General features: G+C 64.4%; 24 protein-coding genes. 10 read left to right on the top strand and 14 right to left on the bottom strand.

The window, feature by feature from the left end; translation table 11 throughout:
• Window positions 1–172: 172 nt before the first annotated feature.
• The 3 genes from U0034_RS04875 to U0034_RS04865 form a co-directional block, all read right to left on the bottom strand.
• Window positions 173–496 (bottom strand): rhodanese-like domain-containing protein, encoded by a 324-nt coding sequence (locus tag U0034_RS04875; RefSeq protein ID WP_085223812.1) that lies wholly within the window; start codon window positions 494–496, stop codon window positions 173–175.
• Window positions 497–584: 88 nt separating this feature from the next.
• The gene (locus tag U0034_RS04870; protein WP_085223814.1) at window positions 585–1,238 is read right to left on the bottom strand and encodes a protein-L-isoaspartate O-methyltransferase family protein; all 654 of its coding nucleotides are present in this window, start codon (window positions 1,236–1,238) and stop codon (window positions 585–587) included.
• A gap of 124 nt (window positions 1,239–1,362) precedes the next feature.
• Window positions 1,363–1,620, bottom strand: coding sequence for a hypothetical protein (locus U0034_RS04865; protein WP_085223816.1), 258 nt, complete (start codon window positions 1,618–1,620; stop codon window positions 1,363–1,365).
• A 189-nt stretch (window positions 1,621–1,809) separates the two neighbouring features.
• Between U0034_RS04865 and U0034_RS04860 the strand changes: the two genes are divergently transcribed.
• The 3 genes from U0034_RS04860 to U0034_RS04850 all read left to right on the top strand — a co-directional run bounded on the left by U0034_RS04860 (window position 1,810) and on the right by U0034_RS04850 (window position 3,674).
• Window positions 1,810–2,067 carry a YkgJ family cysteine cluster protein gene (locus U0034_RS04860; protein WP_139831099.1) on the top strand — a complete coding sequence of 86 codons (258 nt, stop codon included), beginning with the start codon at window positions 1,810–1,812 and terminating at the stop codon, window positions 2,065–2,067.
• Between the two features lie 88 nt (window positions 2,068–2,155).
• Window positions 2,156–2,749 carry a DUF1439 domain-containing protein gene (locus tag U0034_RS04855; protein WP_085223818.1) on the top strand — a complete coding sequence of 198 codons (594 nt, stop codon included), beginning with the start codon at window positions 2,156–2,158 and terminating at the stop codon, window positions 2,747–2,749.
• Window positions 2,750–2,837: 88 nt separating this feature from the next.
• Window positions 2,838–3,674 (top strand): undecaprenyl-diphosphate phosphatase, encoded by an 837-nt coding sequence (locus tag U0034_RS04850; RefSeq protein ID WP_085224458.1) that lies wholly within the window; start codon window positions 2,838–2,840, stop codon window positions 3,672–3,674.
• Window positions 3,675–3,734: 60 nt separating this feature from the next.
• Here the strand turns inward: U0034_RS04850 and trmB are convergent, their stop codons facing one another.
• Together trmB and U0034_RS04840 are read right to left on the bottom strand one after the other, a co-directional pair.
• The gene (gene trmB / locus U0034_RS04845; RefSeq protein ID WP_085223820.1) at window positions 3,735–4,478 is read right to left on the bottom strand and encodes a tRNA (guanosine(46)-N7)-methyltransferase TrmB; all 744 of its coding nucleotides are present in this window, start codon (window positions 4,476–4,478) and stop codon (window positions 3,735–3,737) included.
• A 182-nt stretch (window positions 4,479–4,660) separates the two neighbouring features.
• A complete protein-coding gene (locus tag U0034_RS04840; protein ID WP_139831100.1) occupies window positions 4,661–4,882 on the bottom strand; it encodes a hypothetical protein in 222 nt (73 codons plus the stop codon).
• Window positions 4,883–5,199: 317 nt separating this feature from the next.
• Here U0034_RS04840 and U0034_RS04835 point away from each other — a divergent pair, with 317 nt between their 5' ends.
• Complete coding sequence (locus U0034_RS04835) at window positions 5,200–6,897, top strand: pyrrolo-quinoline quinone (RefSeq protein WP_085223824.1); 1,698 nt, start codon at window positions 5,200–5,202, stop codon at window positions 6,895–6,897.
• Between the two features lie 51 nt (window positions 6,898–6,948).
• On the opposite strand, the gene U0034_RS04830 is transcribed toward U0034_RS04835, so the two are convergent.
• The 4 genes from U0034_RS04830 to U0034_RS04815 all read right to left on the bottom strand — a co-directional run bounded on the left by U0034_RS04830 (window position 6,949) and on the right by U0034_RS04815 (window position 11,016).
• Window positions 6,949–7,692, bottom strand: a complete 744-nt coding sequence (locus U0034_RS04830; protein WP_085223826.1) for a siderophore-interacting protein — start codon at window positions 7,690–7,692, stop codon at window positions 6,949–6,951.
• A 259-nt stretch (window positions 7,693–7,951) separates the two neighbouring features.
• Window positions 7,952–8,146, bottom strand: coding sequence for a hypothetical protein (locus tag U0034_RS04825; RefSeq protein ID WP_139831101.1), 195 nt, complete (start codon window positions 8,144–8,146; stop codon window positions 7,952–7,954).
• Window positions 8,147–8,198: 52 nt separating this feature from the next.
• Window positions 8,199–10,235 carry a hypothetical protein gene (locus U0034_RS04820; RefSeq protein ID WP_139831102.1) on the bottom strand — a complete coding sequence of 679 codons (2,037 nt, stop codon included), beginning with the start codon at window positions 10,233–10,235 and terminating at the stop codon, window positions 8,199–8,201.
• Window positions 10,236–10,572: 337 nt separating this feature from the next.
• A complete protein-coding gene (locus tag U0034_RS04815; protein WP_085223832.1) occupies window positions 10,573–11,016 on the bottom strand; it encodes a MarR family winged helix-turn-helix transcriptional regulator in 444 nt (147 codons plus the stop codon).
• 254 nt (window positions 11,017–11,270) lie between these two features.
• Between U0034_RS04815 and U0034_RS04810 the strand changes: the two genes are divergently transcribed.
• The 4 genes from U0034_RS04810 to U0034_RS04795 all read left to right on the top strand — a co-directional run bounded on the left by U0034_RS04810 (window position 11,271) and on the right by U0034_RS04795 (window position 16,625).
• Window positions 11,271–12,326: an aromatic ring-hydroxylating dioxygenase subunit alpha gene (locus tag U0034_RS04810; protein WP_085223834.1), complete on the top strand. Its 1,056-nt coding sequence runs from the start codon at window positions 11,271–11,273 to the stop codon at window positions 12,324–12,326.
• Entirely contained in the window at window positions 12,323–13,282 is a 960-nt protein-coding gene (locus tag U0034_RS04805) for a PDR/VanB family oxidoreductase (protein ID WP_085223836.1), read from the top strand. The genes U0034_RS04810 and U0034_RS04805 overlap by 4 nt, the downstream gene beginning before the upstream one ends.
• A gap of 346 nt (window positions 13,283–13,628) precedes the next feature.
• Window positions 13,629–14,468, top strand: a complete 840-nt coding sequence (locus tag U0034_RS04800; RefSeq protein ID WP_085223838.1) for a p-hydroxycinnamoyl CoA hydratase/lyase — start codon at window positions 13,629–13,631, stop codon at window positions 14,466–14,468.
• 9 nt (window positions 14,469–14,477) lie between these two features.
• The gene (locus tag U0034_RS04795; RefSeq protein ID WP_085223840.1) at window positions 14,478–16,625 is read left to right on the top strand and encodes an acetate--CoA ligase family protein; all 2,148 of its coding nucleotides are present in this window, start codon (window positions 14,478–14,480) and stop codon (window positions 16,623–16,625) included.
• 130 nt (window positions 16,626–16,755) lie between these two features.
• Here the strand turns inward: U0034_RS04795 and U0034_RS04790 are convergent, their stop codons facing one another.
• The 5 genes from U0034_RS04790 to U0034_RS04770 all read right to left on the bottom strand — a co-directional run bounded on the left by U0034_RS04790 (window position 16,756) and on the right by U0034_RS04770 (window position 22,756).
• Window positions 16,756–17,229 (bottom strand): MarR family winged helix-turn-helix transcriptional regulator, encoded by a 474-nt coding sequence (locus U0034_RS04790; RefSeq protein WP_085223842.1) that lies wholly within the window; start codon window positions 17,227–17,229, stop codon window positions 16,756–16,758.
• A 473-nt stretch (window positions 17,230–17,702) separates the two neighbouring features.
• A complete protein-coding gene (locus U0034_RS04785; RefSeq protein ID WP_085223847.1) occupies window positions 17,703–19,160 on the bottom strand; it encodes an amidase in 1,458 nt (485 codons plus the stop codon).
• Between the two features lie 34 nt (window positions 19,161–19,194).
• Window positions 19,195–20,424: an MFS transporter gene (locus tag U0034_RS04780; protein WP_085224460.1), complete on the bottom strand. Its 1,230-nt coding sequence runs from the start codon at window positions 20,422–20,424 to the stop codon at window positions 19,195–19,197.
• Window positions 20,425–20,592: 168 nt separating this feature from the next.
• Window positions 20,593–21,660 carry a porin gene (locus U0034_RS04775; protein ID WP_085223849.1) on the bottom strand — a complete coding sequence of 356 codons (1,068 nt, stop codon included), beginning with the start codon at window positions 21,658–21,660 and terminating at the stop codon, window positions 20,593–20,595.
• A gap of 79 nt (window positions 21,661–21,739) precedes the next feature.
• Window positions 21,740–22,756 (bottom strand): helix-turn-helix domain-containing protein, encoded by a 1,017-nt coding sequence (locus tag U0034_RS04770; protein WP_085223851.1) that lies wholly within the window; start codon window positions 22,754–22,756, stop codon window positions 21,740–21,742.
• A 218-nt stretch (window positions 22,757–22,974) separates the two neighbouring features.
• On the opposite strand from U0034_RS04770, the gene U0034_RS04765 reads away from it, so the two are divergent.
• Together U0034_RS04765 and U0034_RS04760 are read left to right on the top strand one after the other, a co-directional pair.
• Window positions 22,975–23,817, top strand: a complete 843-nt coding sequence (locus U0034_RS04765) for a MoaF C-terminal domain-containing protein (RefSeq protein ID WP_085223853.1) — start codon at window positions 22,975–22,977, stop codon at window positions 23,815–23,817.
• The gene (locus tag U0034_RS04760) at window positions 23,814–24,620 is read left to right on the top strand and encodes an SDR family oxidoreductase (RefSeq protein ID WP_085223855.1); all 807 of its coding nucleotides are present in this window, start codon (window positions 23,814–23,816) and stop codon (window positions 24,618–24,620) included. Before U0034_RS04765 ends, U0034_RS04760 begins: the two co-directional genes overlap by 4 nt.
• Window positions 24,621–24,629: the final 9 nt, after the last annotated feature.

Here is a 24,629-nt window from a genome sequence, read left to right as displayed (position 1 = left end):
GATGTTGGTGAAGAAGGGGGAAGGAAACAAAAAAACCGCCGGCGCGCGAGCACCGGCGGTCATGTTGGTTTCGGACTACGAAGCGATGTACGGCGTGTCGCGAAGCGTACGGCGTGTTGCGAAGCGGGGAGGGTCGCTTGTTGCCGTGAGCCGACGTATCGACGTCAATACGTCAATACGTTGGAACGGAGGGGTCTACCTGATGCGACCAGGCATCGATGCCGCCTTGCAGGTTGAACACCTGCGTAAAGCCCCGTGCCTCGAGAAACGCTGCCACGCTGGCGCTGCGCGCGCCGTGATGGCAGATGCAGACGATCGGCGCTTCATCGTCGAGTTCTTCACTGCGTGCCGGGATGTCGCGCATCGGAATCGATACGCAGCCGCCGATGCTGGCGGTCTGGATTTCCCACGGCTCGCGGACATCGAGCAGCACGGGGGTCGGGCGCGCCTCGTCGGCAAGCCATTGAGCAAGGGCGGGGGCGGTCAGGTTTTGCATCGGGAACGCTCGGGCGAGTATCGGCCGAGAACGGCACGCGGGTTAGCGGCCCGCGGCAAGGGTCGCGGGCCGTGCGGACGGTACGGATTCAGAACTTGAAGCGCGGCGGCTCGACGGCGTTGACGAGCGGCTCGACGTAGGTTTCGAACACGTCGGCAACCCGGTACTGCTTTTCGTCGATGCGCGTAATGACCTGCGCCTTCATGACGGGCGCCGTGCCGACGAATGCCGCCAGCCGGCCGCCGATCTTGAGTTGCTCGAGCAACTCCTGCGGCAGCACGGGCAGGCCGCCCGAGACGCAGATGACGTCGTAGGGCGCCGCCGCGAGCCAGCCGCGCGAGCCGTCGCCCGTTGCCACTTCGGCGTTCGCTACGCTGTTGCGGGCCAGGTTTTCCTTGGCGAGCTGAGCGAGCTCGGGCTTGATGTCGACCGTGAGAACATGGCGCGCACGGTATGCGAGCAAAGCGGCCATGTAGCCCGAGCCGGCGCCGATTTCGAGCACGCTGTCGTGCTTCTTGACGGCCAGCTCCTGCAGCACGCGCGCTTCGACGCGCGGCGCGAACATGTGCTCGCCTGCCGGCAGCGGCAGTTCGAGGTCGGCGAATGCCAGGTCGCGATAGGCGGCCGGCACGAAATTTTCACGCTTGACGATCGCGAGCAGATTCAGCACGTCCTGGTCCAGCACGTCCCAGGGGCGGATTTGCTGCTCGATCATGTTGAAACGGGCTTGCTCGATGTTCATGGCGGGTTCTACGGTACGGACTGCTGACGTAAGCGGTTCGACAGATCGATGGGGAGAAACTGCGGGATTGTACCAAACCGCGGGCCGCGCCCGTGTGTGCGGCGGCGCCAGCGGCGATCGGCGGCTATCGGCGGCTGCGCTTGATCTGCGCGTCGAAGGCGGCGTCGAGCTTGCTCTGCTTTTTCGGCTGGGCGGGGGAGAGCGAATCGACGAAGGCGACGAACGCATCGAGCGGCATCGGCTCGCCGACGGTGCGATCGGCGCCGCCCGCGCGGTCGACGAGCCGGAAAATACCGCCGGGCAGGCCTACGGCCGTGTAAGCTTCGTTGCCGCTGCGTGTTTTGAGCCGCTCGACGGCATGGGTTGCCCGTGTGCTGCGCATGACGTGTCCTGTCGGGTGACGTATCGAATCGGCTACTTTAACAAGATCGAGGCCCGGCTGGCGAGACGGCATAATGCGGGAGATGGCGCCGCGCTTTCGCGCGCCGATGGATTGTTTCGACGGATGAGTGTTCCGATACCTGCACCCTGCTCGACGCGGCACGCCAGCCGCCCCTCGGGTGATGACGCCATGAATTGCCGTGCGCATTGCGCTGCCTGCTGCATAGCCCCTTCCATTTCGAGCCCGATTCCGGGTATGCCCGACGGCAAGCCCGCTGGCGTACGGTGTGTTCAGTTGGACGAGGCGGACCGGTGCATGATTTTCGGCCGTCCGGAACGACCGGCCGTTTGCGGCTCGTTGCGGCCCAGCGAGGAAATGTGCGGCGACGATCGGGAGCATGCCATCCGCTGGTTGAACGCGATGGAACGCGAAACTTCCCCCGGTTGAGCTCACTCATACCTACCGGTTTGGCCGAAGGGCCTGTGCCTCGCTCCGGTTCGTTTTCGGCCCGTTTTGCTCTGAAAGGAGATGCAGTATGACGCATGCTTCGGCGTCCCGGCGGCGCCGGTTCTTGCGGAAGATGTCGACGTTTTGCGCGGTCGCCGTGCTCGCCGCGCCCATGGCCGCCTGTGCCACGCCCACGTTTCCGTTCATTCCCGATCACTACACGTTTTCGCAGCGACAGGTGCAGGCGGCCGTCGCACGCAAGTTTCCCTACCGCCACTCGATGTCGCAACTCGCCGATGTCGCGTTGGCGAACCCCGTCGTCGGCTTTGCGCCCGATGCCAACCGGCTGACCGTGCATCTCGACGCGCACGTGGCGAGCCCGTTCCTGCAAGAGCCGGTGGACGGCACGTTCACGCTCTCGAGCCGGCTCGAGTACGACGCGGCGCAGCGGGCCGTCGTGCTGCGCTCGCCCAGCGTCGACAGCGTGGACGTGCAAGGCGATGCGCGCGCGTACCAGCAGCAGATCGAGGCCGCGGGCGCGCTCGTGGCCGCGCGCTGGCTCGACGGCTATCCGATCTACACCTTCAAGCCCGAAGAACTGCAATTCGCGGGGGCATCGTTCGAACCCGGTACAATCACGATCCTTACAAACGGCATACGCGTTCAGATCGTCGAAAAGTAATGCTCGATGCCTGATGCGCGCGATGCGCGAGGCGCCTTGCGCGACGAAGGCCGCCTTGCTTTCTCTCGCATTCTTTTTGGGAGGCACGATGGATCTGGCATTGATCGGCAAAGCGCTGATCCTCGGTATCGTCGAGGGCGTGACCGAGTTCCTTCCCGTTTCGAGCACCGGCCATCTGATCCTCGCCGGGCAGTTGCTCGACTTCAATGGCGCCGGGGCGAAGACATTTCACATCGTGATTCAGTTCGGTGCGATCCTGGCCGTGTGCTGGGAGTATCGCCGCCGCATCGGTTCCGTGGCCGCCGGCATGTTCTCGGATGCCGGCGCACGGCGCTTTGCACTGAACGTGATCGTCGCGACGATTCCGGCTGTCGTGCTCGGTTTTCTATTCGAGGCCCGGATCAAGCAGGTGCTGTTTTCGCCGGTGCCCGTCGCCTTCGCGCTGGTGATGGGGGGCATCGTCATTTTGTGGGCGCAGGCGCGCGAGCGTACGCGCGGCGATGAGCAGGCGCGCGTGGTCTCGCTCGAGGAGTTGCGGCCGCTCGACGCGCTCAAGGTGGGCATCGCGCAGTGCTGCGCGCTGATCCCCGGCGTTTCGCGCTCGGGATCGACGATCATCGGCGCCATGCTGCTCGGCTTCGAGCGGCGCGTCGCGACCGAATTCTCGTTCTTTCTCGCCATCCCCATCATCGTGGGTGCCACGTTGTACGAGATCGTCAAACATGGACACGACGGGCTCGTCGGCGCGCTCGACATATTCACCGTTGGCACGGTCGCCGCGTTCGCGAGCGCCTTCGTCTGCGTACGCTGGCTGCTGCGCTATGTCGCCACGCACGACTTCACCGTGTTCGCCTGGTACCGCATCGCGTTCGGCATGCTCGTGCTGGTGATCGGCTACGGCAGCGAACTGCAGTGGGGCGCTTGAGCCGGGCCGCGAGTCAATACGGCACCCGGCGTTCCGCCGGAGTCCTTCCGATGCCTGGGGTTACGCGCGCCGTCTGAAGACGAGGTCCCACACGCCGTGCCCGAGCTTCAGGCCGCGCCGCTCGAACTTCGTCACGGGGCGGTAGGCGGGGCGCGGCGCGTAGCCGTCGGCCGTATTCTCGAGCGCAGTCTCGGCGCCGAGCACCTCGAGCATTTGCTCGGCGTAGTTCTGCCAGTCGGTTGCGCAATGCAGATACGCGCCCGGCTTCAGGCGGGAAGCGAGCAGCGCGACGAACGGGGGCTGAATGAGCCGACGCTTGTGATGACGTGCCTTGTGCCACGGATCCGGGAAGAAGATATGCACGCCGTCGAGCGAAGCCGGCGCCAGCATCGTTTCGATCACTTCCACCGCGTCGTGCTGGACGATGCGAATGTTCGCGAGTGCCTCTTCGCCGATGAGCTTGAGCAACGCGCCCACACCGGGTTCGTGAACCTCCACGCCGATGAAGTCGTCATCCGGGCGATGGGCTGCGATCTCGGCCGTCGTCGCGCCCATGCCAAAACCGATTTCGAGCACACGCGGCGCGTGCCGTCCGAAGATGGCATCCCAGTTGGCCGGCGCGCCCGAATACGGCACCACGAAGCGCGGGCCGAGCTCGTCGAGCGCGCGGCGCTGGCCCGTGGATACGCGGCCCGCGCGCGTCACAAAGCTGCGGATGCGGCGCAGATAGGGGGCCTGCCCGTTGTCGTCGTCGATGTGGGCGTCGTCGGGCGTCGTGCCCGGTTCGTTGGAGTCTTCAATCATGGTGGCGAGAACGGTCGATCGGTTGCGGCGCGCGGGGGAGCTTTCAGACGAAAAAGCCGCCTTTCGAGGCGGCCTGAGCGCCGGCGCCGGCCGCTGATGACAGCGGCCAAGATGCGCAACGTGCGCGAGATTGTAGACGATAGACGGAGGCGCGTGGCAACGGCACCCGCGCGGCGAACGTATCAATCGGACACGATCACGTGTATGCGGCTCGGAAAGTCGAGGCTGAACTCGCTCGTTCGGCCGACGCGTACGTCCAGCAGCAGCCGCTCGAGGTCTTTGACCAGGCGCTCTCTGTCTTGTGCTTCGTGTTCCGCTTTATCGGCAGACTCCGCAACGGCCGCGCGCCGTGTGTCGACCAGCAAGGCGACCGCGCTCGTGCGGGACATGAAATACTGTTCCATCTTCTGATTCGTCAGGGGGGAGACCGCGAGGCACGATTGTCTCTCGAATCGCGCCGGCGTGCGCTCGGCTGCCGCAAATTGAAAAAACTTTCTCACGGCGGCCGATACCGCGCGTCCAGTTCGCTTGCCGCGGCGAGCGTCTTCACCGATGTGGCGCACGTCTTTTTCTTTTCGACGGTGGCGGAACGATGCGCGCCAATGGCGATTGCCTTTCGGCGCGAATTCGTAATATCGGGCGACGGCGGCTGTGACAGCCGCGAGGGCGCGAGTGTGGTTGCGGCCCGCTCGTACGCGTCGGCCGGCGAAAGGAGGCGAGCATGCGACTCTGGCGGCGAAAGAGCGGCGAGACGCGCAGTCCGCGCGCCGGATCGCGGCGGCGGACATGTCTGTCGGCCGTCATCGCGGGTTTGTGCGTGTCGTGCTCGGGCGGAGGCGGCGATAGCTCGACCACCTCGGCAGGCGGCGCCGGATCGGGTTCGGGCGGCGGATCGGGGGCCGGCGCGACAGTTCATGCCACCGACGTGCTCATGCATCACAACGATCTCGCGCGCACGGGGCAGATGCTCGCCGAAACCACGCTCACGCCGGCCAACGTGCGCACCGCGACGTTCGGCAAGGTTGCGTTTCTCGCGGCGGATGGCAGGGTGAACGGGCAGCCGCTCTTCGTGACGCAGTTGTCGATCGGCGGCACGCCGCACAACGTCGTGTACGTGGTCACCGAGCACGATAGCGTCTATGCCTACGATGCCGATACCTATACGCGCCTGTGGCAGACATCGCTGCTCGGCAGCGGCGAAACGCCGAGCGACGATCGTGGCTGCGCGGATTTCACACCCGAGATCGGCATCACGTCCACGCCCGTCATCGATCGCAATCGCGGCGCGAACGGCGTGCTCTATGCGGTGGCGATGACCCGGGATGCGAGCGGCGGGTATCATCATCGGCTGCATGCGCTCGATCTCGCCACAGGCGGCGAAGCGCTGGGCGGCCCGACCGGGATTGCGGCCACATACCCCGGCAATGGTTCCGGCAGCGCGAACGGCGTGCTGACGTTCGATCCGTCGCTGCATACCGAGCGCGCGGCACTGACGCTCGTGGGCGGGACGATCTACATGGGCTGGACGGCGCACTGCATGGCTGGCGCCTATACGGGCTGGATCATGGCCTACAGTGCTGCCACGCTCAAGCAGACGGCGGTGCTGGACGTCGCGCCGAACGGCAGTCAAGGGTCCGTCTGGATGGCGGGCTCCGGCATGGCGTCGGATGGCACATCGCTTTTCGTCGTGGACGGCAACGGCACATTCGATACGGCGCTCGATGCGCAAGGCATGCCGAGCGCGGGGGACTTCGGCAATACGTTCATGAAGCTCTCGGCTTCGTCGTTGCGCGTGACCGATTACTTCGCCATGTCGAATACGGTGGCGGAGTCGAACGCGGACGACGATTTCGGCTCCGGTGGCGCGATGCTGCTGCCCGATCAGACCGCGACCGATGGCACCGTCAAGCATCTGGCGGTGGCGGCGGGGAAGAACAACCGGATTTACGTGGTCGATCGCGATGCGATGGGCAAATTCGATGCATCGGCAAACCACGTATGGCAGGAGCTGGTGGGCACGCTGGCGGGGGGCATCTGGGGCTCGCCTGCGTATTACAACGGTGTCGTCTATTACGGCGGGCTCAACGACAGCTTGAAAGCGCTGCCGGTGACGAATGCGCTCGTGGCGTCCACCGCGTCGTCGAAAAGCCCCACGACGTTTCCGTATCCGGGCGCGACGCCGGCCGTGTCGGCGAACGGCACGTCGAATGGGATCGTATGGGCGGCGCAAAACGGATCGACCGGGGTGCTGCACGCCTATGATGCGTCGAATCTCGGCAACGAACTTTATAACAGCAATCAGGCAGGCACACGCGATCAGTGGGGGGCCGGAAACAAATTCATTACGCCGATGATCGCGTTGGGGAAAGTCTATGTCGGTGCGACGAACGGAGTGGCGGTGTTCGGGTTGCTGCCGTAGACGGATGTTCGGAGCGCTATCGTCCGCGACATTCGAACGCATCGGCCCGCGTCAATCCAGGCCTGTCTTCCCCGGTGCCCAATACGCCTTGGCCGAAAGATGGGAAGAGGCCACCCCGAGACCTTTGAGCGTACGGCGCAGTCGCTGAATCGACTGTGCCTTCCCGGTCAGCACGAAGTGTGCATGTGCGCCCGCAAGCGACGGGAGTGCCGTCTCCAACTCGGCGAGATGTGCCTCGTCATCCGTTCGTCGAACCAGCTTTGCATCGCGAAGGCCCAGCCGCGTGGCGACCCGCCTCGCCGCTTCGATATCGTCGACCTCGAACAGGCAATGCGGCGCACGCGTGGGCTGCGCGCGCAGCAGCGAGCAGGCGAGGCCGAAGGAGGTTTCGTCGCCGAATACCACGATGGGCTCGGCGTTGCCCGGGAATGCGAGCGAGGCGCGCGGACCGAACACGTCGCACTCGTCCCCAGCAGCCACGGAGCTGACCCATTCGCTGCCCGGTCCCCCGCCGTGTACATAGCCGAGGAGGCGCGTCCGGCCAGCGGCCGCATCCCAGTCGATCGGCGTGAACGTGCGCGCGACGAACGCCGAGCCCATCGCGATCTGCACCTTCTGACCGGGTACCCACGCGACGCCCTCGAATGCCGCGCTTTCGAGCGTGAGCAATCGGAAGCGTTCAGAGAGGGGCTCGGTCGCGACCACATACGCGTGCTTCATGAACATGCGCAGCAATGCCTTGGCGAGCCTTCCGGGCTGCTGTCGGGAAACGGTCGTCTTTTCCGACGTTTGCATGACCGCGCCTCGTGCGTGACTTGAATCGTTCATTGGCGTGTTACCCCAGCGGCTCGTTGTTTCATCGGGCCGGCGCAGCGATGCTGGCTCTGTTGGCCATATTCGTGCTTCGTTCTCTGCGAAAAGCGCAGGTGCGGCGACGTATCGTTGCGCGAGCTCCCGGCAGCATACGGGGGGCTGGGTGCCACGTCATTGGCGAGTTGCGCCAAACTGTTTCGCGTTTCGGCCACTCCGGGCACCGACAATGGAGCCACGGCCGTCAGAAGATCAGAACCACCCTGCCGGACACGCGTAGTCCGTGCTCCGCCGCGGCGAGCGTGGGCACCGCATCCGCAAAGGGCCGCTCCAAACCGATCGTCGGCCGCAACGTGCCTGCAGCCGCGAGGTCTGCGATGTCCGAAAGGTATCGTGTGCCCATGATGGCGAACGCGAGCTTGTACCGCGCCGACAGCAAGCCGCGCAACATCCTGCGCGGCAGGCGCGCCCGCTAGCGGCTTGCTTGCCGATTATTCACATTTTGCGGCGCCGCCGTACTTTGAGTCGGTCTCCCTATCGCTCTTCGCGCGATCTATCAGATAGTCCTTGACGTTATAGACCTGCCCAACCTCTTTCGCCGCACGATCGAATAACCATTCCCCACCGGCGGAGACCCTCTCTTTTCCAATTTCATTTATGATTTCCCGCCCGACGGCGCCCACCCTCGGTGCGCTTTTCTCGACCTTGCGGCTCACCGCCTTGACGACTCTCCAGGCATTTTTCTCCAAGGCATCGTTCGGTGCGGACAATATGTTCAATTTCCCGACCTTTTGGAATACGCCAGCGATTTTATTGAGGCCGAGGCGTTTGAATGCGTTCGAGAGCGGGCCTCCCACAAAAGATAGTCCATCCAGAATTCCGTGAACCGCTGCCTCGGTATATTCGTACCGCCGGTATGCTTTTAAGGCGCTGTAGAACGGGATGTGACCCATGAAAAAGTCGATTACTCCTTCTTTGCCGGTTGCGCCAAACGCCTCTTCTTTGATGCTGTTGACCAGGCGATTCGATATCTCTTCGGCCGCCGCGTTGACCGTCTCATCCCTGTAGGATGCCTTCCTGGTGGCATCGTCGATTGCTATGATGTAATCCTTTCCATACTCCTTCTCATCGAGTTTCAGTTCTTGGCTGAAGAATAGTTTCTTGTTTTCCTTGACGAATTCAACCTGCTTTGCGTAATCCGTCGAGATCGGAAGAACAACGTCCGGATGGTTGGATGCGATGATAAACGAGCGGTCCTCGCCTTTCCATTCCTCGAAGTTTATGATGTACGCGATAACCGACGTTGCCGCTGGCGACCCACCGAGCGAATTTTTGACGAGGCTCCACCAATCTTGATCGTAAACGCTGATCGGGCGAACGGAGTAAGTTCCTCGCCCCATGAAAAGGCGGAAATTGTGTTTTTCTTCCAGTGCTTTCTTGGCTTTTTCGAAGATATTTTCCTTTGTTCTCGTTTTTACGGATTCCATCAAATCCCAGAAAATTTGATCGAGGTCTATGTGGCGAAGTACTTCGTATCCGGGTGGCGGTTTGTAGGTTTGCGGGTGGGTTTGCATGTCGATAAAGATATCGATTGCCGATATCTCTCTCGGCGCTAATTTGTGATATTCCTGGGGATTGATCGGATACTCATATATGAAGACCTGATCGGGATCCAGGCCGTGCATCTGCATCAGGAATCTGGCGAGCTCTCGTCTTGTCACCAATTGCTCCATTGCGGTCTGGAGCGGCGTGTTGCATATCAGATCACGATAAGCGCTCAAGGCCTCGTCGTTTTTTTTCGCCGTGACCTTGAGTTTCTGAAATTTGCGCTTTTTGTGATTGGTACTCCGCGGGTCGCGCAGCGCCGGGTACTCGTCCTGCCTCTGGTCGATTTCCGCCAAATCCGCTGATGCCGGATTCTCCTCTTCGGTCGGGAAGCGATCATGGCTTTCTGTGTGAGGCACGTGGTGTGCCCCGCTCATACCATCGAAAGACGCGGGCGGGACATGCGCCGAAGTGGCGGATTCCGAGGTCGAAGGACCGGCGTCACTGCCATTATTCGTTCCCGAGCCCGTGTGGTCATGGCCCGGCCTGGCGCGAGGATCGTTGTCGGTGCCGGCAAGGCCGTGCGCCTTTCTCGAATCGATCTCCGCGTGAACCTGGCCGCTCAATAACAGAAGATTGAACAGGATGAACTTGATGACCCACCCTATGTCGCTCAGGGTGGTCGGCGGGTCGATCGGGGCTTCTTCCTCACCCGGCGGGGCGGGTAGGTGGGGCTGCGGTGGCCCCAACGGTTCATCGAGCGCTAGAAAATAATCAATGACAGGGTCGTTGTGCAGCTCCTCCAGAAAATCATCGTCGAGTGGAGGCGGATCGACATACCGGCCCGGCAGCGGCTTCGAAGCCTGTTGGTTTTGATAATTTGCATGCGCGGCGTTGGCCTGCAAACGGTCTCTGATGTCGTTCGGCTTCCACCGTCCAACTGTTGGGGGCGTTGTTCTGCTGAGTGAGGCGTGAGTTCGCATGTCGCAAATCCTCGTTCGGAGCCGACACGAGTCCAGGTAATGCCGTTTTCACTCCGGCAGGCGGTCACCATTGCTGGCTCTTCATGTTAGACCGTAGCCGGCGAGTCACACAAAAATCAGATGACGATGACGCCTCGTTGCGCTCACATAGTGCGAAACGGAAGAAAGCGAGCGTTAAAAATGACCCGGATTATTGGGCCCGTGCCAACGACCAGTGCGGACATGGAGATCTATATCGTCCGTCAATACGCTCGAGCAGCGGCGTGCGGACGGTTGAATGACCCTGGGATGTGCGCATCCAATGCGCAGCGGAGTCATCGGTACCGATCGACGTTGGTCAGTCGATTCGAAGTGGCGCCCGGCTTTCCTCGTTGTTGAGGTGCACGAACTGCCGCAGCAGGTTCGTCAGAGTATCGGCATCGGCATCGTTCATGCCGGAGAAAAGCTTCGCACGCAGCGTGGCCACGCGGGGCATGAGTGTGGCCAGCTGGGCTTCGCCCTCGGGCGTGAGAATGAGGCGGCGTTGGCGCCGAGGCATCAGTTCTCGGACGATCCAGCCTTTAGCTTCGAGACGTACGGCGATGTCGGCCGTCGTCGAGGTATCCAAGGCCACACGCTGAGCGAGCGTGACCTGATCCAGACCGGGCCGGTCATGCAGCGTGCGCAGGATGGCGTATTGCACGGGCGTGACTTCCCGGCTGACCACTTCGTGGAACATCGCCACCGATATTTGATGTGCCCTGCGGATCAGGTGACCCGGTTCGTCATACAGTTCGAGCATGTTACCGGCGGTGCCTACGGGTTGAGTCGGCCGCACGACGAAGCGAGCGGGCGAGCATAAGGGGTGTCGCGATCCGGTGGCTGTTTCGGCGCCGCAAAGCCTGATCCAGCAAGGATTCCGGGAAAACCAGTATACCGCATCGCTTGCTGCCGCCAGCCGGCGGTGAGTACACTGAATCACATTCAGTGTACGGAATGATACCGTACCGCTCTCCCTCGGACGCTCCGGAAAAACCCAAGCAACGGAGGCAACAATTGTTTCTCAAGAATGCGTGGTATGTGGCATGCACCCCGGACGAAATCGGGGGTAAGCCGTTGGGCCGCAAGATCTGCGGTGAATCGCTCGTGCTCTATCGGACCGAGGACGGAACGGTCGCGGCGCTCGAAGACTTTTGTCCGCACCGCGGCGCGCCGCTCTCGTTGGGCTTCGTGCGTGGCGGTAACCTCGTGTGCGGCTATCACGGCCTCGAAGTGGGCTGCGATGGGCGCACGGCGTGCATGCCTGGGCAGCGCGTGGCGGCATTTCCTGCCGTACGCCGCTTTCCTGTACTGGAGTGCGATGGCTTCATATGGGTCTGGCCAGGCGATCCGGAGCAGGCGGACCCGGCGGCTCGCCATTCGCTGCCCTGGGCGAGCGATCCCGCGTGGGCGTATGGGGGCGGGCTCTACCACATCCGCTGCGACTACCGCCTCATGATCGACAATCTGATGGACCTGACGCATGAGACGTACGTTCACGCGAACAGCATCGGTCAGAAGGAGATCGACGAGGCCGCGCCGAAGACGACAGCGCAAGGCAACGAAGTGGTCACGAGCCGGTTCATGGAAAATGTGATGCCGCCGCCGTTCTGGCGCATGGCGCTGCGCAACAACGGCCTGGCGGACGACGTCCCCGTGGATCGCTGGCAGATCTGCCGTTTCTCGCCGCCAAGCCACGTGATGATCGAAGTCGGCGTGGCCCACGCGGGACATGGCGGCTATCACGCGCCGGCCGAGCATAAGGTCTCGTCGATCGTCGTCGATTTCATCACGCCCGAAACCGAAAATTCGATCTGGTACTTCTGGGGGATGGCGCGCAACTTCCGCCCCGACGATGCGGCATTGACGGCGAGCATCAAGGAAGGGCAGGGCAAGATATTCAGCGAAGACCTCGAGATGCTCGAGCGGCAGCAGCGCAATCTCGAAACGTGGCCGGGGCGCGATTTGCTGAAGCTGAACATCGACGCGGGCGGTGTGCTGTCGCGTAAGGTGCTCGACCGGTTGCTTGCGGCGGAGCGAACCGCGTCGGCTGTCAGTCTGGAGGCCAAATGAGCGACGCAACGCTGCGCGTGCGCGTGGCCCGCAAATGGTCCGAGGCGCGTGACATCTGCGGACTGGAACTTGCGAGCGCCGACGGTTCTCCCTTGCCGGCGTTCGACGCGGGCGCGCACATCGACGTCCACCTTCCTGGCGGGTTCGTAAGGCAGTATTCGCTGTGCAACGACCCCGCGGAACGCGGGCGCTACGAGATCGCCGTGCTGCGGGAGGCGTCGGGGCGCGGAGGGTCCGCCGCGGTTCACGACGTGCTGGCGCAAGGGCAGGAACTGCAAATCGGCGGGCCGAGAAACCTCTTTCCGGTCGTTCGCGAGGGCGAGCATCACCTGCTGCTCGCGGGCGGAATCGGCATCACGCCGATCGTCGCCATGGCCGAGCAACTGTGCGCTGCCGGCAAATCGTTCATGCTGCATTACTGCGCGCGCACGCCCGAGCGCACGGCATTTCGCGAAAGAATCGCGCGTTCGCGGTTCAGCGTCCAGGCCCGCATTCACTACGACGACGGCGCGCCCGAGCAGCGCTTCGATGCGGCCAGTGTGCTCGCGGCCGCGGCGCCCGGCACTCATCTCTACGTGTGCGGGCCGCGCGGTTTCATCGATGCAATGCTCGATGCGGCACGTGTCGCCGGCTGGCCGGAAACGCAGCTGCATTTCGAATCCTTCAGCGCAGGCAACGGCGCCGCGGCACCGGGCGAGACCTTTGCCGTGCGTGTTTCGAGCAGCGGCCTGGAGGTGCCTGTGCCGGCGGACCGCACCGTGATCCAGGCGCTTGCCGCCCACGGCATCGAGGTGCTGACGTCGTGCGAGCAGGGCGTTTGCGGAACCTGTCTGACTCGCGTGCTTGCGGGCGAGCCGGATCATCGGGATCAGTACCTGACCGACGAGGAGCGCACCTCGGGATGCTTTCTGCCCTGCGTATCGCGCGGCAAGGGCACGCTCGTGCTTGACCTTTAGACCCGGCCCTGCCGCCACGCCGTATCCGACGCGGGCCGGGAGCGCCAAGGCGCCGGTCCGCTGCCAGCCGTTGTCGCGAACACTCGCGGCCTGCTCCGGCTGATTTTTCCTACGTGAGGGAGGCGCCCGATTCGGGCGTATCCCCGCAGACATTCGGGTTTCACCGGATTCGATGCAATCGCGTTTGCCCTGATAGTTATGACACATAACTACTATTTCGAATAACTAAATCTGCGATGCACCGGCGCGGCAGCGGCAGCCTCGACGGAGCCGTTTTGAAACAAGTCACGTCTGACTGCCGGCCCTCGGCTCGGCAGCGTTTCGATTGGGAATCAGGAGGAAGTTGATGAGCAGCAGCGAACAGAATACCGTCGTCTATTCGATCGACAACGGTGTGGCGTGGGTGAAATTCAACCGGCCGGAAAAGCGCAACGCGATGAGCCCGGCGCTGAACCGGCGCATGATGACGGTGCTCGACGAGCTCGAATTTCATCCGGAGGTGGGCGTGCTCGTGCTGACCGGCGAGGGCAGCGCCTGGACGGCGGGCATGGATTTGCAGGAGTACTTCCGCGACACCGAGGCCGATGGTCTCAAGGGTACGCGCAAGGCGCAGCGCGAGAGCTACGGATGGTGGCGGCGCCTGCGCTGGTATCAGAAGCCGACCATTGCGATGATCAACGGCTGGTGCTTCGGCGGCGGCTACGGCCCGCTTTTCGCATGCGACCTCGCATTTGCGTCGGAAGAGGCGCGCTTCGGCTTGTCGGAGATCAATTGGGGCATTCTGCCCGGTGGCGGCGCGTCGAAGGTCGCGACCGAGCTGCTCTCGTTTCGCCGTGCCATGTATCACGCCATGCTCGGCGAAAACATCGATGGCCGTACGGCGGCGGAATGGGGGCTCGTCAACGAGGCGGTGCCGTTGGCGCGCCTGCGCGAGCGCGTATCGGAGGTGGCCAACGCCCTGCTCGAAAAGAACCCGGTGGCGCTGAAGGCGACCAAGGACGCAATCCGGCGCGTGCGCGAAATGACGTACGACAATGCCGAGGATTTCCTCGTCCGCGCGCAGGAGGCCGCCAACAGTTTCGACGACAACGGCCGCCGCGAAGGGCTGAAGCAGTTTCTCGACGACAAGAGCTACAAGCCGGGTCTTGCCGCTTACGACCTGGCGAAGCAGCGCCGTTCGGCATAGGAGCGAAGCATGACTACTCCCTCGTCATCGCCCGGCGCGGCGCGTTCGGTGCTTGCGCGTCTGCTTCGGCCGGCCTCGATCGCGATCGTCGGTGCCTCGGCCACGCCAGGTGCGCTCGGCGCTTCCGTGCTTGCGAATCTCGAGCGCAATGGTTTCGGCGGCGAAATTCATCTGATCAACCCCAAGCGCAGCGAAATCGGCGGGCGTCCCTGTCTCGCATCGGTGGGGCACCTGCCGCGCGGCGTCGACGTCGCTATCCTGGCGATCCCCCAGGCCGCCGTGGTCGAGACCGTGCGGGAGCTCGCCGAGCGCGAGGTCGGCGCCGCCGTGATCTTTTCCGCCGGGTTCGCCGAGGCGGGGGCCGCCGGCATGGAACAGCAGCGCGAGATCGCACGGATTGCGGCTGCGTCCGGCATGCTCGTCGAAGGACCGAATTGCCTTGGCTGCATCAACTACCTCGAGCGCATTGCCCTGACCTTCATCGAAGTCAACGTGAGCGAGGCGCAGGCGCGGCGCAATCGCAGCGAACCCGCGATTGGCATTCTGTCCCAAAGCGGCGCGATGATGACGGTGCTCAACACGACGCTTGCGAGCCGCGATCTCCCGCTGTCTTACGCCATCTCAACCGGCAACGAAGCGGCGAGCCACATCGAGGACTACGCGCAGTTCCTGCTGGACGACCCCGGCACGCGCGTCATCGCGATCATCGCCGAGCAGTTTCGTCAGCCGCTGCGGTTGCTGGACATCGCGCGGCGGGCCCGTGAAGCCGGCAAGGTACTGTTGCTGTTGCATCCTGGCAGGAGCAGCGCGGCACGCGAATCCGCGGCGACGCATACCGGCGCGATGGCCGGCGATCACGCATTGATGACCACGAAAGTGGAGCGGGCGGGCGTCGTGGTTGCGCACACGCTCGAGGAACTGGGCGATATGGCCGAAATCGCATTTCGGTGCGCGAGGCTGCCCGCTCCCGGCACGGCAATCCTCGGCGAATCCGGCGCGTTCAAGGCGCTTTGCCTCGATCTATGCGACGAATTGGGGCTTCCGCTGCCATCCGTCGGCGATGAAGACGCGCCGGGCCTGCGTGCGGCCATGCCGCCGTTCGTGGCGGTAAGCAATCCGCTCGACCTCACGGCGCAAGCGCTCGTCGATCCCGATCTTTACTACCGGACGCTTGCAGCGTTGTTCGACGACGAACGCTTCTCGAGCATCGTGGTGGGTCTGATTCAGACCGACCCGGTGACGTGCGCGATCAAGGTGCCGCCGGTGTTGCGCGCGGTGCGCGAGCTGAGGCCGACGAAGCCTGTGATCTGCGCGGGGCTGGACGAAGGCGCGGTGGTGCCGCCCGAATATATCGCGCAGATGCGCGAGCTGCGGATTCCATACTTCCCGAGCACCGAGCGTGCGCTGCGCGCGCTCGCCGGCCTCGCCGAGCGGGCCACACGAGATTTCTCGATTGCGGGCGGCGAGCCGGTCGCGGTCGCGCTGCCCGCTGCCGGCGGCGTCGTGCCCGAATATCGCGCGAAGCAAATCCTTGCGCCGATCGGTATCCCCTTTGCGCGCGGCGAACTCGCGGCCGACGTGGAGCAGGCACAGGCGATCGCCGCGCGCATCGGCTACCCGGTTGCGTTGAAAGTACAGGCCACGGAACTCAGTCACAAGAGCGACGTGGGCGGCGTGCTGCTCGGCATCGGCGATGCTGCGTCGCTGCAGCAGGCGTGGCAGCGGCTGCACGACAATGTTGTGCGTCATGCGCCCCGCGCGAACCTCGACGGAGTGCTGGTGGAGGCCATGGGAGAACGCGGCCTGGAAATGATCGTCGGCGCACGCAACGATCCGCAATGGGGGCCGGTCATCCTCGTGGGGTTCGGCGGCGTGACCGCCGAGGTAACGCGCGACGTGCGCCTGCTCGCACACGATCTCGGTCTCGACGCGATCGTCCACGAACTGACGTTGCTGCGCGGCGCGCCCTTGCTCCATGGCTACCGCGGCTCGCCGGCACTCGACGTCGAGGCGCTCGCGAACCTCGTACAGCGTCTCGGGACGTTGCTCGCGTCCGAGCCTCGTATTCGCGAGATCGATCTGAATCCGGTGGTGGTCTACCCGCGCGGCCGGGGCGTGATCGCGTTGGATGCGCTCATGCTGACCGATCCGGCGTAATACGTCGGCAAGCGCGGCGCGGCCGGGCGTGGCGTTTTCGCGAGGTGCCGTTCCGTGCGTGCTTGCGCGGTCGCTCCAGCACCATCGGGTTGGGCGGCCGCGCGCATACGAAAAAGAAGAACCGCACGCGTCAGCGTGCGAACATCTTGCCCAACAGCACCTTCAATTGATCGATCTCGGCGCGAGTGAGCTTGCTGGCCGAGCGCTGATCGGCTTCCCGAGCCGCCTCCAAGGCCTTGTCGTACAAGCGCGTGCCCTGCTGGGTCAATGACACCAACTGCACGCGTTTGTCTTCCATGCTGCGCCGGCGCTTGAGCAGCTTGCGGTTCTCGAGGCGGTCGAGCAGCATCGCCAGATTCGGCGGGGCAATGGCCAGCGCTTCGGCGAGTGTCTTCTGGTTGATGCCGGGGTTCGCACAGAGTATCGACATCACTCCGAATTCGGTCTGCCGCAAGTCGAGCTTCTGAATGCACGCGTCGAAGTCCGCCTGTACCGTCAAATAAGCACGCCGGACGTGATAGCCCAGGAAGTCGAGCAGCGGTGCCTGATCGGCCGGCACGATCGAATCGGATGGCGGGGTGTTGGGCGCGGGCCTGATCGACATGGAGTGGGACGGGACGGAGGTTGTGCGGCAGCAATGCGCGTGCGCGATACCGGCGAGTACACGTGCAGTCCGCTCGCGCGCCCGACGGGCGCCGGTGCGGGCAGAGGCAAAGTATAAAGCATGGCGTGAGCCATGTTGCGTGGCTCATGCCGCGAGAGTCATCGGATCGTCATCCGCTTCGATCGAAAACGGCGGCCATGACGTTGGCGATGGTCCGCATGATCGTCGCGTCGCGTCACGTCACGTCACGTCACGTCGCTTTGCGTCGCTTGGCGCGGCAGGAGGCGGCCCCGTGCATCGTTCGCGGGTGCCAGCGGCGCGGGCCGCGTGCGGGAGCCGCGCAGGGGCTTGTGCGGCGGCATGATCAGGCTTATGGCCATCGGCGCCTGGCGCCCGAAACGACGAGCACTCACGCCGATGGCAATCGACAGCAGGCAGTCGACAGCGAATAGCGAACGATCGACGATCGTGCGTCAGCTCGCGATCGAACCTGCGTGGACCGGCGGCACGCGCGCGGCCCACGGCGCGGCGCGCTCGAGTTGCGCGGCGAGCGAGAACAACAGCGACTCGGATCCGAATGCACCGGCAAACTGGCTGCCGATCGGCAGACCGTGCTCGTCCCAGAAGAGGGGGACCGACATCGCCGGCTGTCCGGTCGCATTGAACCATGCCGTGAACGGCGAGAACCGATGCGAGCGCTCGATGACGTCGCTCAGAAGGAGCGTGTCGTCGCCGATCGCCAACTTGGCGGGCGAAAGCGGTGGCGTGGCAAGCGTAGGCATCAGCAGCAGATCGTAACGCTCCATCAACCGGCCGAACGTACGGCCGAGCGCATGGATCCAATCGACCGCGGCAGCATACTGTGCGCCCGAAACGCCACCCTTCTCGCGCACGATGATGCGGGTGCGCGCTTCGACCTCGTTGCCATCTACCGGAAAACCGCGCTGGCTCGCAATCGTGTCGAACATGGCGCGCGTCTGCGCGCCGATGATCGTGAATACATGGTCGTAGAACGCCTCCGAGTCGACGGGGCTTGCGATCGGCTCGACATGGTGGCCGAGCGACGAAAGCAGCGAAACGGTATGAGCGAGTGCAGTTCGGCACGCCGGATCGGTCGGCCACGGCGGCGCCCGATCGATTACGGCAATCCTCAGCGAGCGAGGGTCGCGGTGCGTGGCCGAGAGAAACGTCTCGCTCTGAGCGGGCGCCGCATAGGGCGCGCCGATATCGGCGCCCGAGATCAGATCGAGCAGCGCCGCGCTGTCGCGCACCGTACGCGTAATGGCGTGATTGATGCCCATGCCCGCCCAGCCTTCCCCGGCCATCGGGCCCATCGGCGTGCGGCCGCGTGAGGGTTTCAAGCCGAATACGCCGCAGCACGAAGCGGGCACGCGCAGCGAGCCGCCGCCGTCGTTGCCGTGCGCGAACGGGATCGCTCGCGCGGCGACGAGCGCTGCCGCAGCGCCGCTCGATCCGCCGCAGGTGACGTCGGGATGCCACGGATTGTGCGTGATGCCGAAGCGCGCCGAAGACGTACAGTAGGACGTTCCGAACTCGGGCGACAGCGATGTGCCGAAGATCGGGATGCCGGCTCTGCGCAGCCGCGCGACGAGCTCGCCATCGAAATCCGGGCGATAGTCTCCGAAGAGGTGCGAGCCGTTGGCCATGCGTGCGCCGCGCACGGGCATGAACAAATCCTTGACGAGGGTCGGCACGCCTGCCAATGCGCTTTCGAGGCCGGTAACCGACGCAGCGGCGGTGCGCGCCGATGCGTCGAGCCGTTCCGCCACGGCGTTCAATGCAGGGTTGACTGCGTCGACATTGGCGAGGGCGGCTTCGAGCAGTTCCGCGGGCGAGACCTCCTTGCCGCGTACGAGGTGGGCAAGCGCGATGCCATCATGCGTGGCGAGTAGCGCCTGAAAGTCATTCATGAGTGTTTTCCTTGGGCGGTTGGAGAATCCCGGCTTATCGATCGTCGCGCGTGCGCAGCGCGGCGAGCAGCCAGAAGAGCGCCACTGCGGCGGCGGCGCCGGCAAGTGCGACGATGGCGGGCCGCAGGCCGCCCCATACGCCGATGCACGAGAGCACGACGAGGGGGCTGACGAATTGCCCGAAATAGAGCGCAGCGGTAAATCCGCCGAGCCCCCGGCCGCGCGTGGCCAGGGGAAGCCGGCGCATGAGCGGCAGGATTGCGTTGGGCACGAGCATGCCGCCGCCGAAGCCATGGATCACGACGGCGACCAGGATCGCCTTCACGGAATGCGCCTGCGCGAAGAGATAGAGCCCGACGGCGAGCATGACGAGCAGCACCACGTTGACGAGCCGGCGGCCGGCCACATTGCGCAGCCACGGCCATGCGATGGAACCGCCGAGCGTGGAAAGCAGGCCGATGCCCGATGCGAGACCGATCATCGTCGAAGAGTGCTCGCCGATGTCGATCATCAACTGCGGCATCTGGACGGGCACCACGAACGAGCAGATCATCCCGAAGCAGATGAGCGCGTACCCGACGCCGAGCATGTGCGCGAGTGCGCGGCCCGATAAGGGCGCCGCATCCTCGTCGGCCTGCGCAGGCGGCAGCGCGCGCAGCGGCTCCCAGAGGAGGGCGGCGATTGCGGGCACGAGCAGGATCGGCAACAGATAGAGATAAAACGGATAGCGCCAGGCGTGCTCCCCCGCTGCACCGCCGATCACGAAGAAGAGCGTGCCGACGATGCCGATCGTCACGATCTGCCGGTTGACGTAGCGCACGCGCATGTCGCCTTGCCAATAGTCGCCTATCAAGGTCGTGCAACAGGTCATCACACAGGCCTCGGCCGCGCCGAGCAGGAAACGACTGACGAGGATGGCGCCGAGATCGTTCAGCAGCGCGGGCGCGGCGCCCACGAGCCCATAGACGAGCGTGGCGAGCAGCAGGAGCATTTTCCGGCCGAGCCGATCGGCGAGCCATCCGGCAACGGGGGCGAACAACGCGATGGCGAGCGCGGGGCCGGTCGCGACGAGCGGCACGAGGCCTGCCGCGGCTGGATGGGCCGGCACGAATTCGGCTGCGATCTTCGGCAGTATCGGCGCGACCATGACCGCGCCCACGATCGTGAGGCTGCTGCCGAGCAGCAGCACCGCGCCTTGGGCGGGACCTGCCTGCGCGCTGGCGCTCGAGCGTACCGAGGCATTCGCGGAAGAGAGTTGGTTCATCTGCAGTCTCCGGATGCGAGCGGGCGGCGGAGCGCCGCGCGTTCGCGCCGCGACGGCAACGACGATGCGCTCGGGCAAGCGTGTGTATGCGGGAGCAGGACGGGGATGAGTCGGTTCTTCATATCGGAGCCTGGGCAAAGTGGGCCGGAAGTCGTGCGAGTGCGATGGTCAGAAGGTGTGGAACATGCCGACCATGGCGCCGAACTGCGAGGCACCGTTGAGCGGTATCGACTGGTACTCGTACACGGGTTGCGAGCTGTGGGCCGAGTTCAGCGAATAGGCGAGATTCACATATGCGACGGTGCGCTTGGAAAGCGCATAGGTGCCGCTCGTGACGAAAAGCGTCGGATGGCCGACCGTGGGCGTGTTCGACATCGTGTGATAGACGCCGGTGGCGAGGCCGGCCGCCGGATTGAACTGGTAACGCGCGCCGCCCCAGACGACCGTCTTCTGCGGATCGAGCGAGCCCGTCACACGTTCGGTGCCGGCGAAGAGCGTCGCATCGCCGATCGCCACGCGCGCGGCGAGCGTACCGATGGTTCGTTGCAGCGCCGACGTATCGGCTGTGGACGAAGCGGTGCCGTGCGATTGATGCAGCGTGCCGCTCAACGAGACGCTGCCGGTGTTGAACTGCGCGCCGAGCTCGAGCACGCGCCCCGAGCGCGAATTGCCGGCCACGCCGCCGGTTGCGGCCAGCGCTTGCACGGTCAGGCCTTTGAAGTCCGGCGACTTGTACTTGAGCGCGTTGTTGACGAAGCCGACATCGACGGGCACCACGAGACCCTGACCGCTGTAGCTCGCGAAATAGAGGGGATCGTGAAAGAGCGTGTTGTCGAACAGTACGCTGAACACGCGGCCGGCCGTGAGCGCACCGAAACCACCTTCCAGGCCGACCCACGCGCTCCGGAAAAACGCATAGCCGGGAATGGTGGCGGTGCCGTCGTTGAGATTGAAGCCCTGCTCGAGGCGGAATATCGCTTTCAATCCCCCGCCGAGATCTTCACTGCCCTTGAAGCCGAATTGCGAAGGTATCAGGCCATAGTTCTGCAGATTGACCGCGCTGTGCTGCCCATCGGCGTGCGTCTGATACTGCACCCCGGCATCTACCACGCCGTAGAGCGTCACACTCGACTGCGCATGAGCGACGTTGCCGCCGCATGCTGCCGCGAATGCGCCGATCGACGCAGCCGCAGCGAAAGCGCGCCGATTCGCGCTTGTTCGTCTCCATCTTTTCATCGTTCCATCCCCGTACCGTTAGAAAGCGTGTACGGAGTCTAGGAACTTCAAAATCCCGGGCGTTATCCGCTTTTGGTAATTATCGAGGCGGCCGTTTGAGCGTGTCCGATGGCAATTCGCCGAAGAGGTGCCGGTAGTGATTGGCGAACCGGCTCAGATGCGGAAAACCCCAGCGGTAGGCAACATCGCCCACGGAAGCGGTAGCCGGCGAGTGTCGGCGCAATTCGCGGCGTACCGCATTCAGGCGCAGCACCCGCAGGTAGTACGCGGGGTGCGTGCCGAGCATTTCTTCGAAACAGTATTGGAGCTTGCGGCGGCTCGTGCCGACTGCGCGGCAGATGTCGAGCACGGTGAGCGGCTCGTCGGGCTTCGCGGTCACGAGTTCGCGAACGCGGTCCACGATGCGCCGGCGTGCCGTCGGATCGAGCCGTACAGTGCCGGTGGCGGCGGTCACGAGATCGGCCAGCTCGAACAGCAACGCATCGTGCAGTGTTTTGCCGGCCTGTGCGTGGGCGGGCGTGGGGCTGACGGCTTCGGCCGCCTCGAAGCTTGCCAGCAAAAAGGCCTTCAGTGCCTCATAGCGCCGTGCGCCGAGCCTGATCAGGCAGGCCTCGTTCGATAGCGCGGGGCAGGCGTCATTCTCATCCAGCGAGGCCAGTGCTTCCAGCGCCGCCGTCGGTACCGTCAGCACGGCAATGTCGTGCCGATCGGGCGTGCGCAATTCCGGCAGCGCCTGGCCGGTCGAGACGAGCAGCATCCTGTCGCCGAGCGCCGTCCCGCCGCAATAGCCGGCACCGGCCGTTTCGAGCGGAATGCTGAACGAAGTCGTCTCGCCGGCCATGGTGCCGCGCTTGAGCAGTGCGCGATTCACACGTTCGCGCACGAGGTGCATGCCGGCAAGTCGAAGGTGGTCGACCGTGCCATGGAATGGTCCCGGCGCGAGCTGATCCATCTGGAGGGACCAGCCGCTCATGGACTCGGCGAGTGCGTCCACGTCGTCGCAGACGAAGCGCTGCAAAGCAAATGGAGGGCAGGCATGCGGCGCGCCGGCGGGGCCGCCCGGAGACGCGGTGTACGGCGGGGCGATGCATTCCATCGTCGTTCGCGGCAAGCCGGGCGGAAATTGAGCCGATTCGATCCTCCACGGCCAAAAAGTTATGTTCAATAAGTTGTTGCCCTGAGCCCGCGGCCTGTCTCGTCATCCTTTTGGTCGATGCCGTGGCGCGAGCGGCAAACGTAGAGTGACGTCACGTACTGCCCGGCGGCGCCTCGCGATCCGGGCGGAGGTATCTCAACGATTTCGGGAGTCGTCCGATGTCTCAACCCGCATTTATCCAGGTCGGTGCCCTGGCCGAAGGGTTTGCCCCTGCAAGCAACGTTCTCGAGCCGATCGAGGATTTGAACGGCCGTGTGCTGCAAGTCATGCTCGACGACGATCCGCGGCAAACGCGCGTTTTCTCGTTCCTGGCCGGAGGCTTGATTCGAGCAGAGCAGGGCGAATATCCGTGCCGCGTGACGTCGATTCGACCCGGCTACTATTTGATCGATTTTGTCGATCCGGCTGGCGGCACCGATGGCGGCACCGATGGGGGCACTGCCGGGCGGCCCCGCACGACGAGCATCGTGCTCGACGAGCCGCTCGGCCTTTGCACCATCGTCACGGGCAGCCTGCCGGGCGAGAACGAGGCCCGTCTCGGTGCGTTTACCCGCGTGGAGCGTGGCCTGCCGTTGACCGGCGTGGTGGCCGACATTCGTCACGGGCGAGTCGTGAGAGAGGGGGCGCGTGCGCAGGCACCCCTGCATCGCGCCAGCGACGAACTGATTGGTCTGAGGAATCTGTACGACTACAGCGCGAGCGAGCGATACGAGCACATTTATCTGAACGCCCACTTCTACGCGTGGCACTGCCTGTCCGGGGTGGAGGCGGGGCTGGCGGATGTGGACCGCTGCCATACGATCGGCATTGCCGAAAAACTGTATCTGTTCGTATGGTGCGAGAAAATCGTGCCGACGCTCGGCGTGATCATGATCGATCTCGAGCGTATGAAGACGGACGGAAAAGTTCTTGGCTACGAGGGCAGTAACTTTGGTGCGTTGTCGAATTTCCCGGTGGGGGCACTCGCGCAGGTGCTGAACGCGACGAGGTATCCGCGATGAGCCCTGTCTTGCAGAGCGCATTCGCGCGCGACGCATTCGCCGGAAAAACGGTGCTGGTCACGGGCGGGGCGCAAGGGATCGGCTTTGGAATCGTACAAGCGTTCGCGGCGTGCGGCGCGAACGTTGCGATTGCCGATATCCAGGGCGCCGCGGCCGAGGCCGCGGCGGCAAGTATCGAGGGCATCGGCGGTGCCGCCCGCGCGTGGCAGGTCGATGTGGCGGAGCGCGCGCAAATTGCGCAGCTCGTCTTCGAGGTCGAAACCGCGTTCGGCGGGCTCGACGTCGTCGTCCATAACGCGGCCTATTTCCCGTTGACGCCGTTCGCGGAGATTACGCCGACGATGCTCGAGCGTACGTTCGGCGTGAACCTGGCTGCGCCATTCTGGCTTGCGCAGTCGGCGTTGCCTGCTTTCAGGCGGCGAGGCGCGGGGCGGATACTCGTGACTTCGTCGGTGACGGGGCCGCGCGTCGCTTACCCGGGGCTTGCGCACTACGCGGCATCGAAGGCCGGGGTGAATGGATTCATCCGTGCCGCGGCGCTCGAGCTGGCCTGCGAGCGCATCACCGTGAATGGCGTGGAGCCGGGCATGATTCTCACGCCGGCGATGGGTAATCTCGGCGATACGGCGCTTGCCGAGCGCATCGCGCGCGCCGTACCGCTCGGCCGGCTCGGCGAGCCGGGCGACATCGCCGGGGCCATGCTCTATCTCGCCTCCGATGCGGGTGCCTATGTCACGGGGCAGACTATCGTCGTCGATGGTGGGGCGACGCTGCCCGAATCGTCGGCCGCCTTCGGCTACTGACGGGCGCGA

The organism is Trinickia caryophylli, assembly GCF_034424545.1.
In the GTDB taxonomy this organism is placed as follows: domain Bacteria; phylum Pseudomonadota; class Gammaproteobacteria; order Burkholderiales; family Burkholderiaceae; genus Trinickia; species Trinickia caryophylli.
The sequence above is the reverse complement of the archived record's forward strand: the minus strand, read 5'-3'. Positions and strand labels throughout refer to the sequence as shown.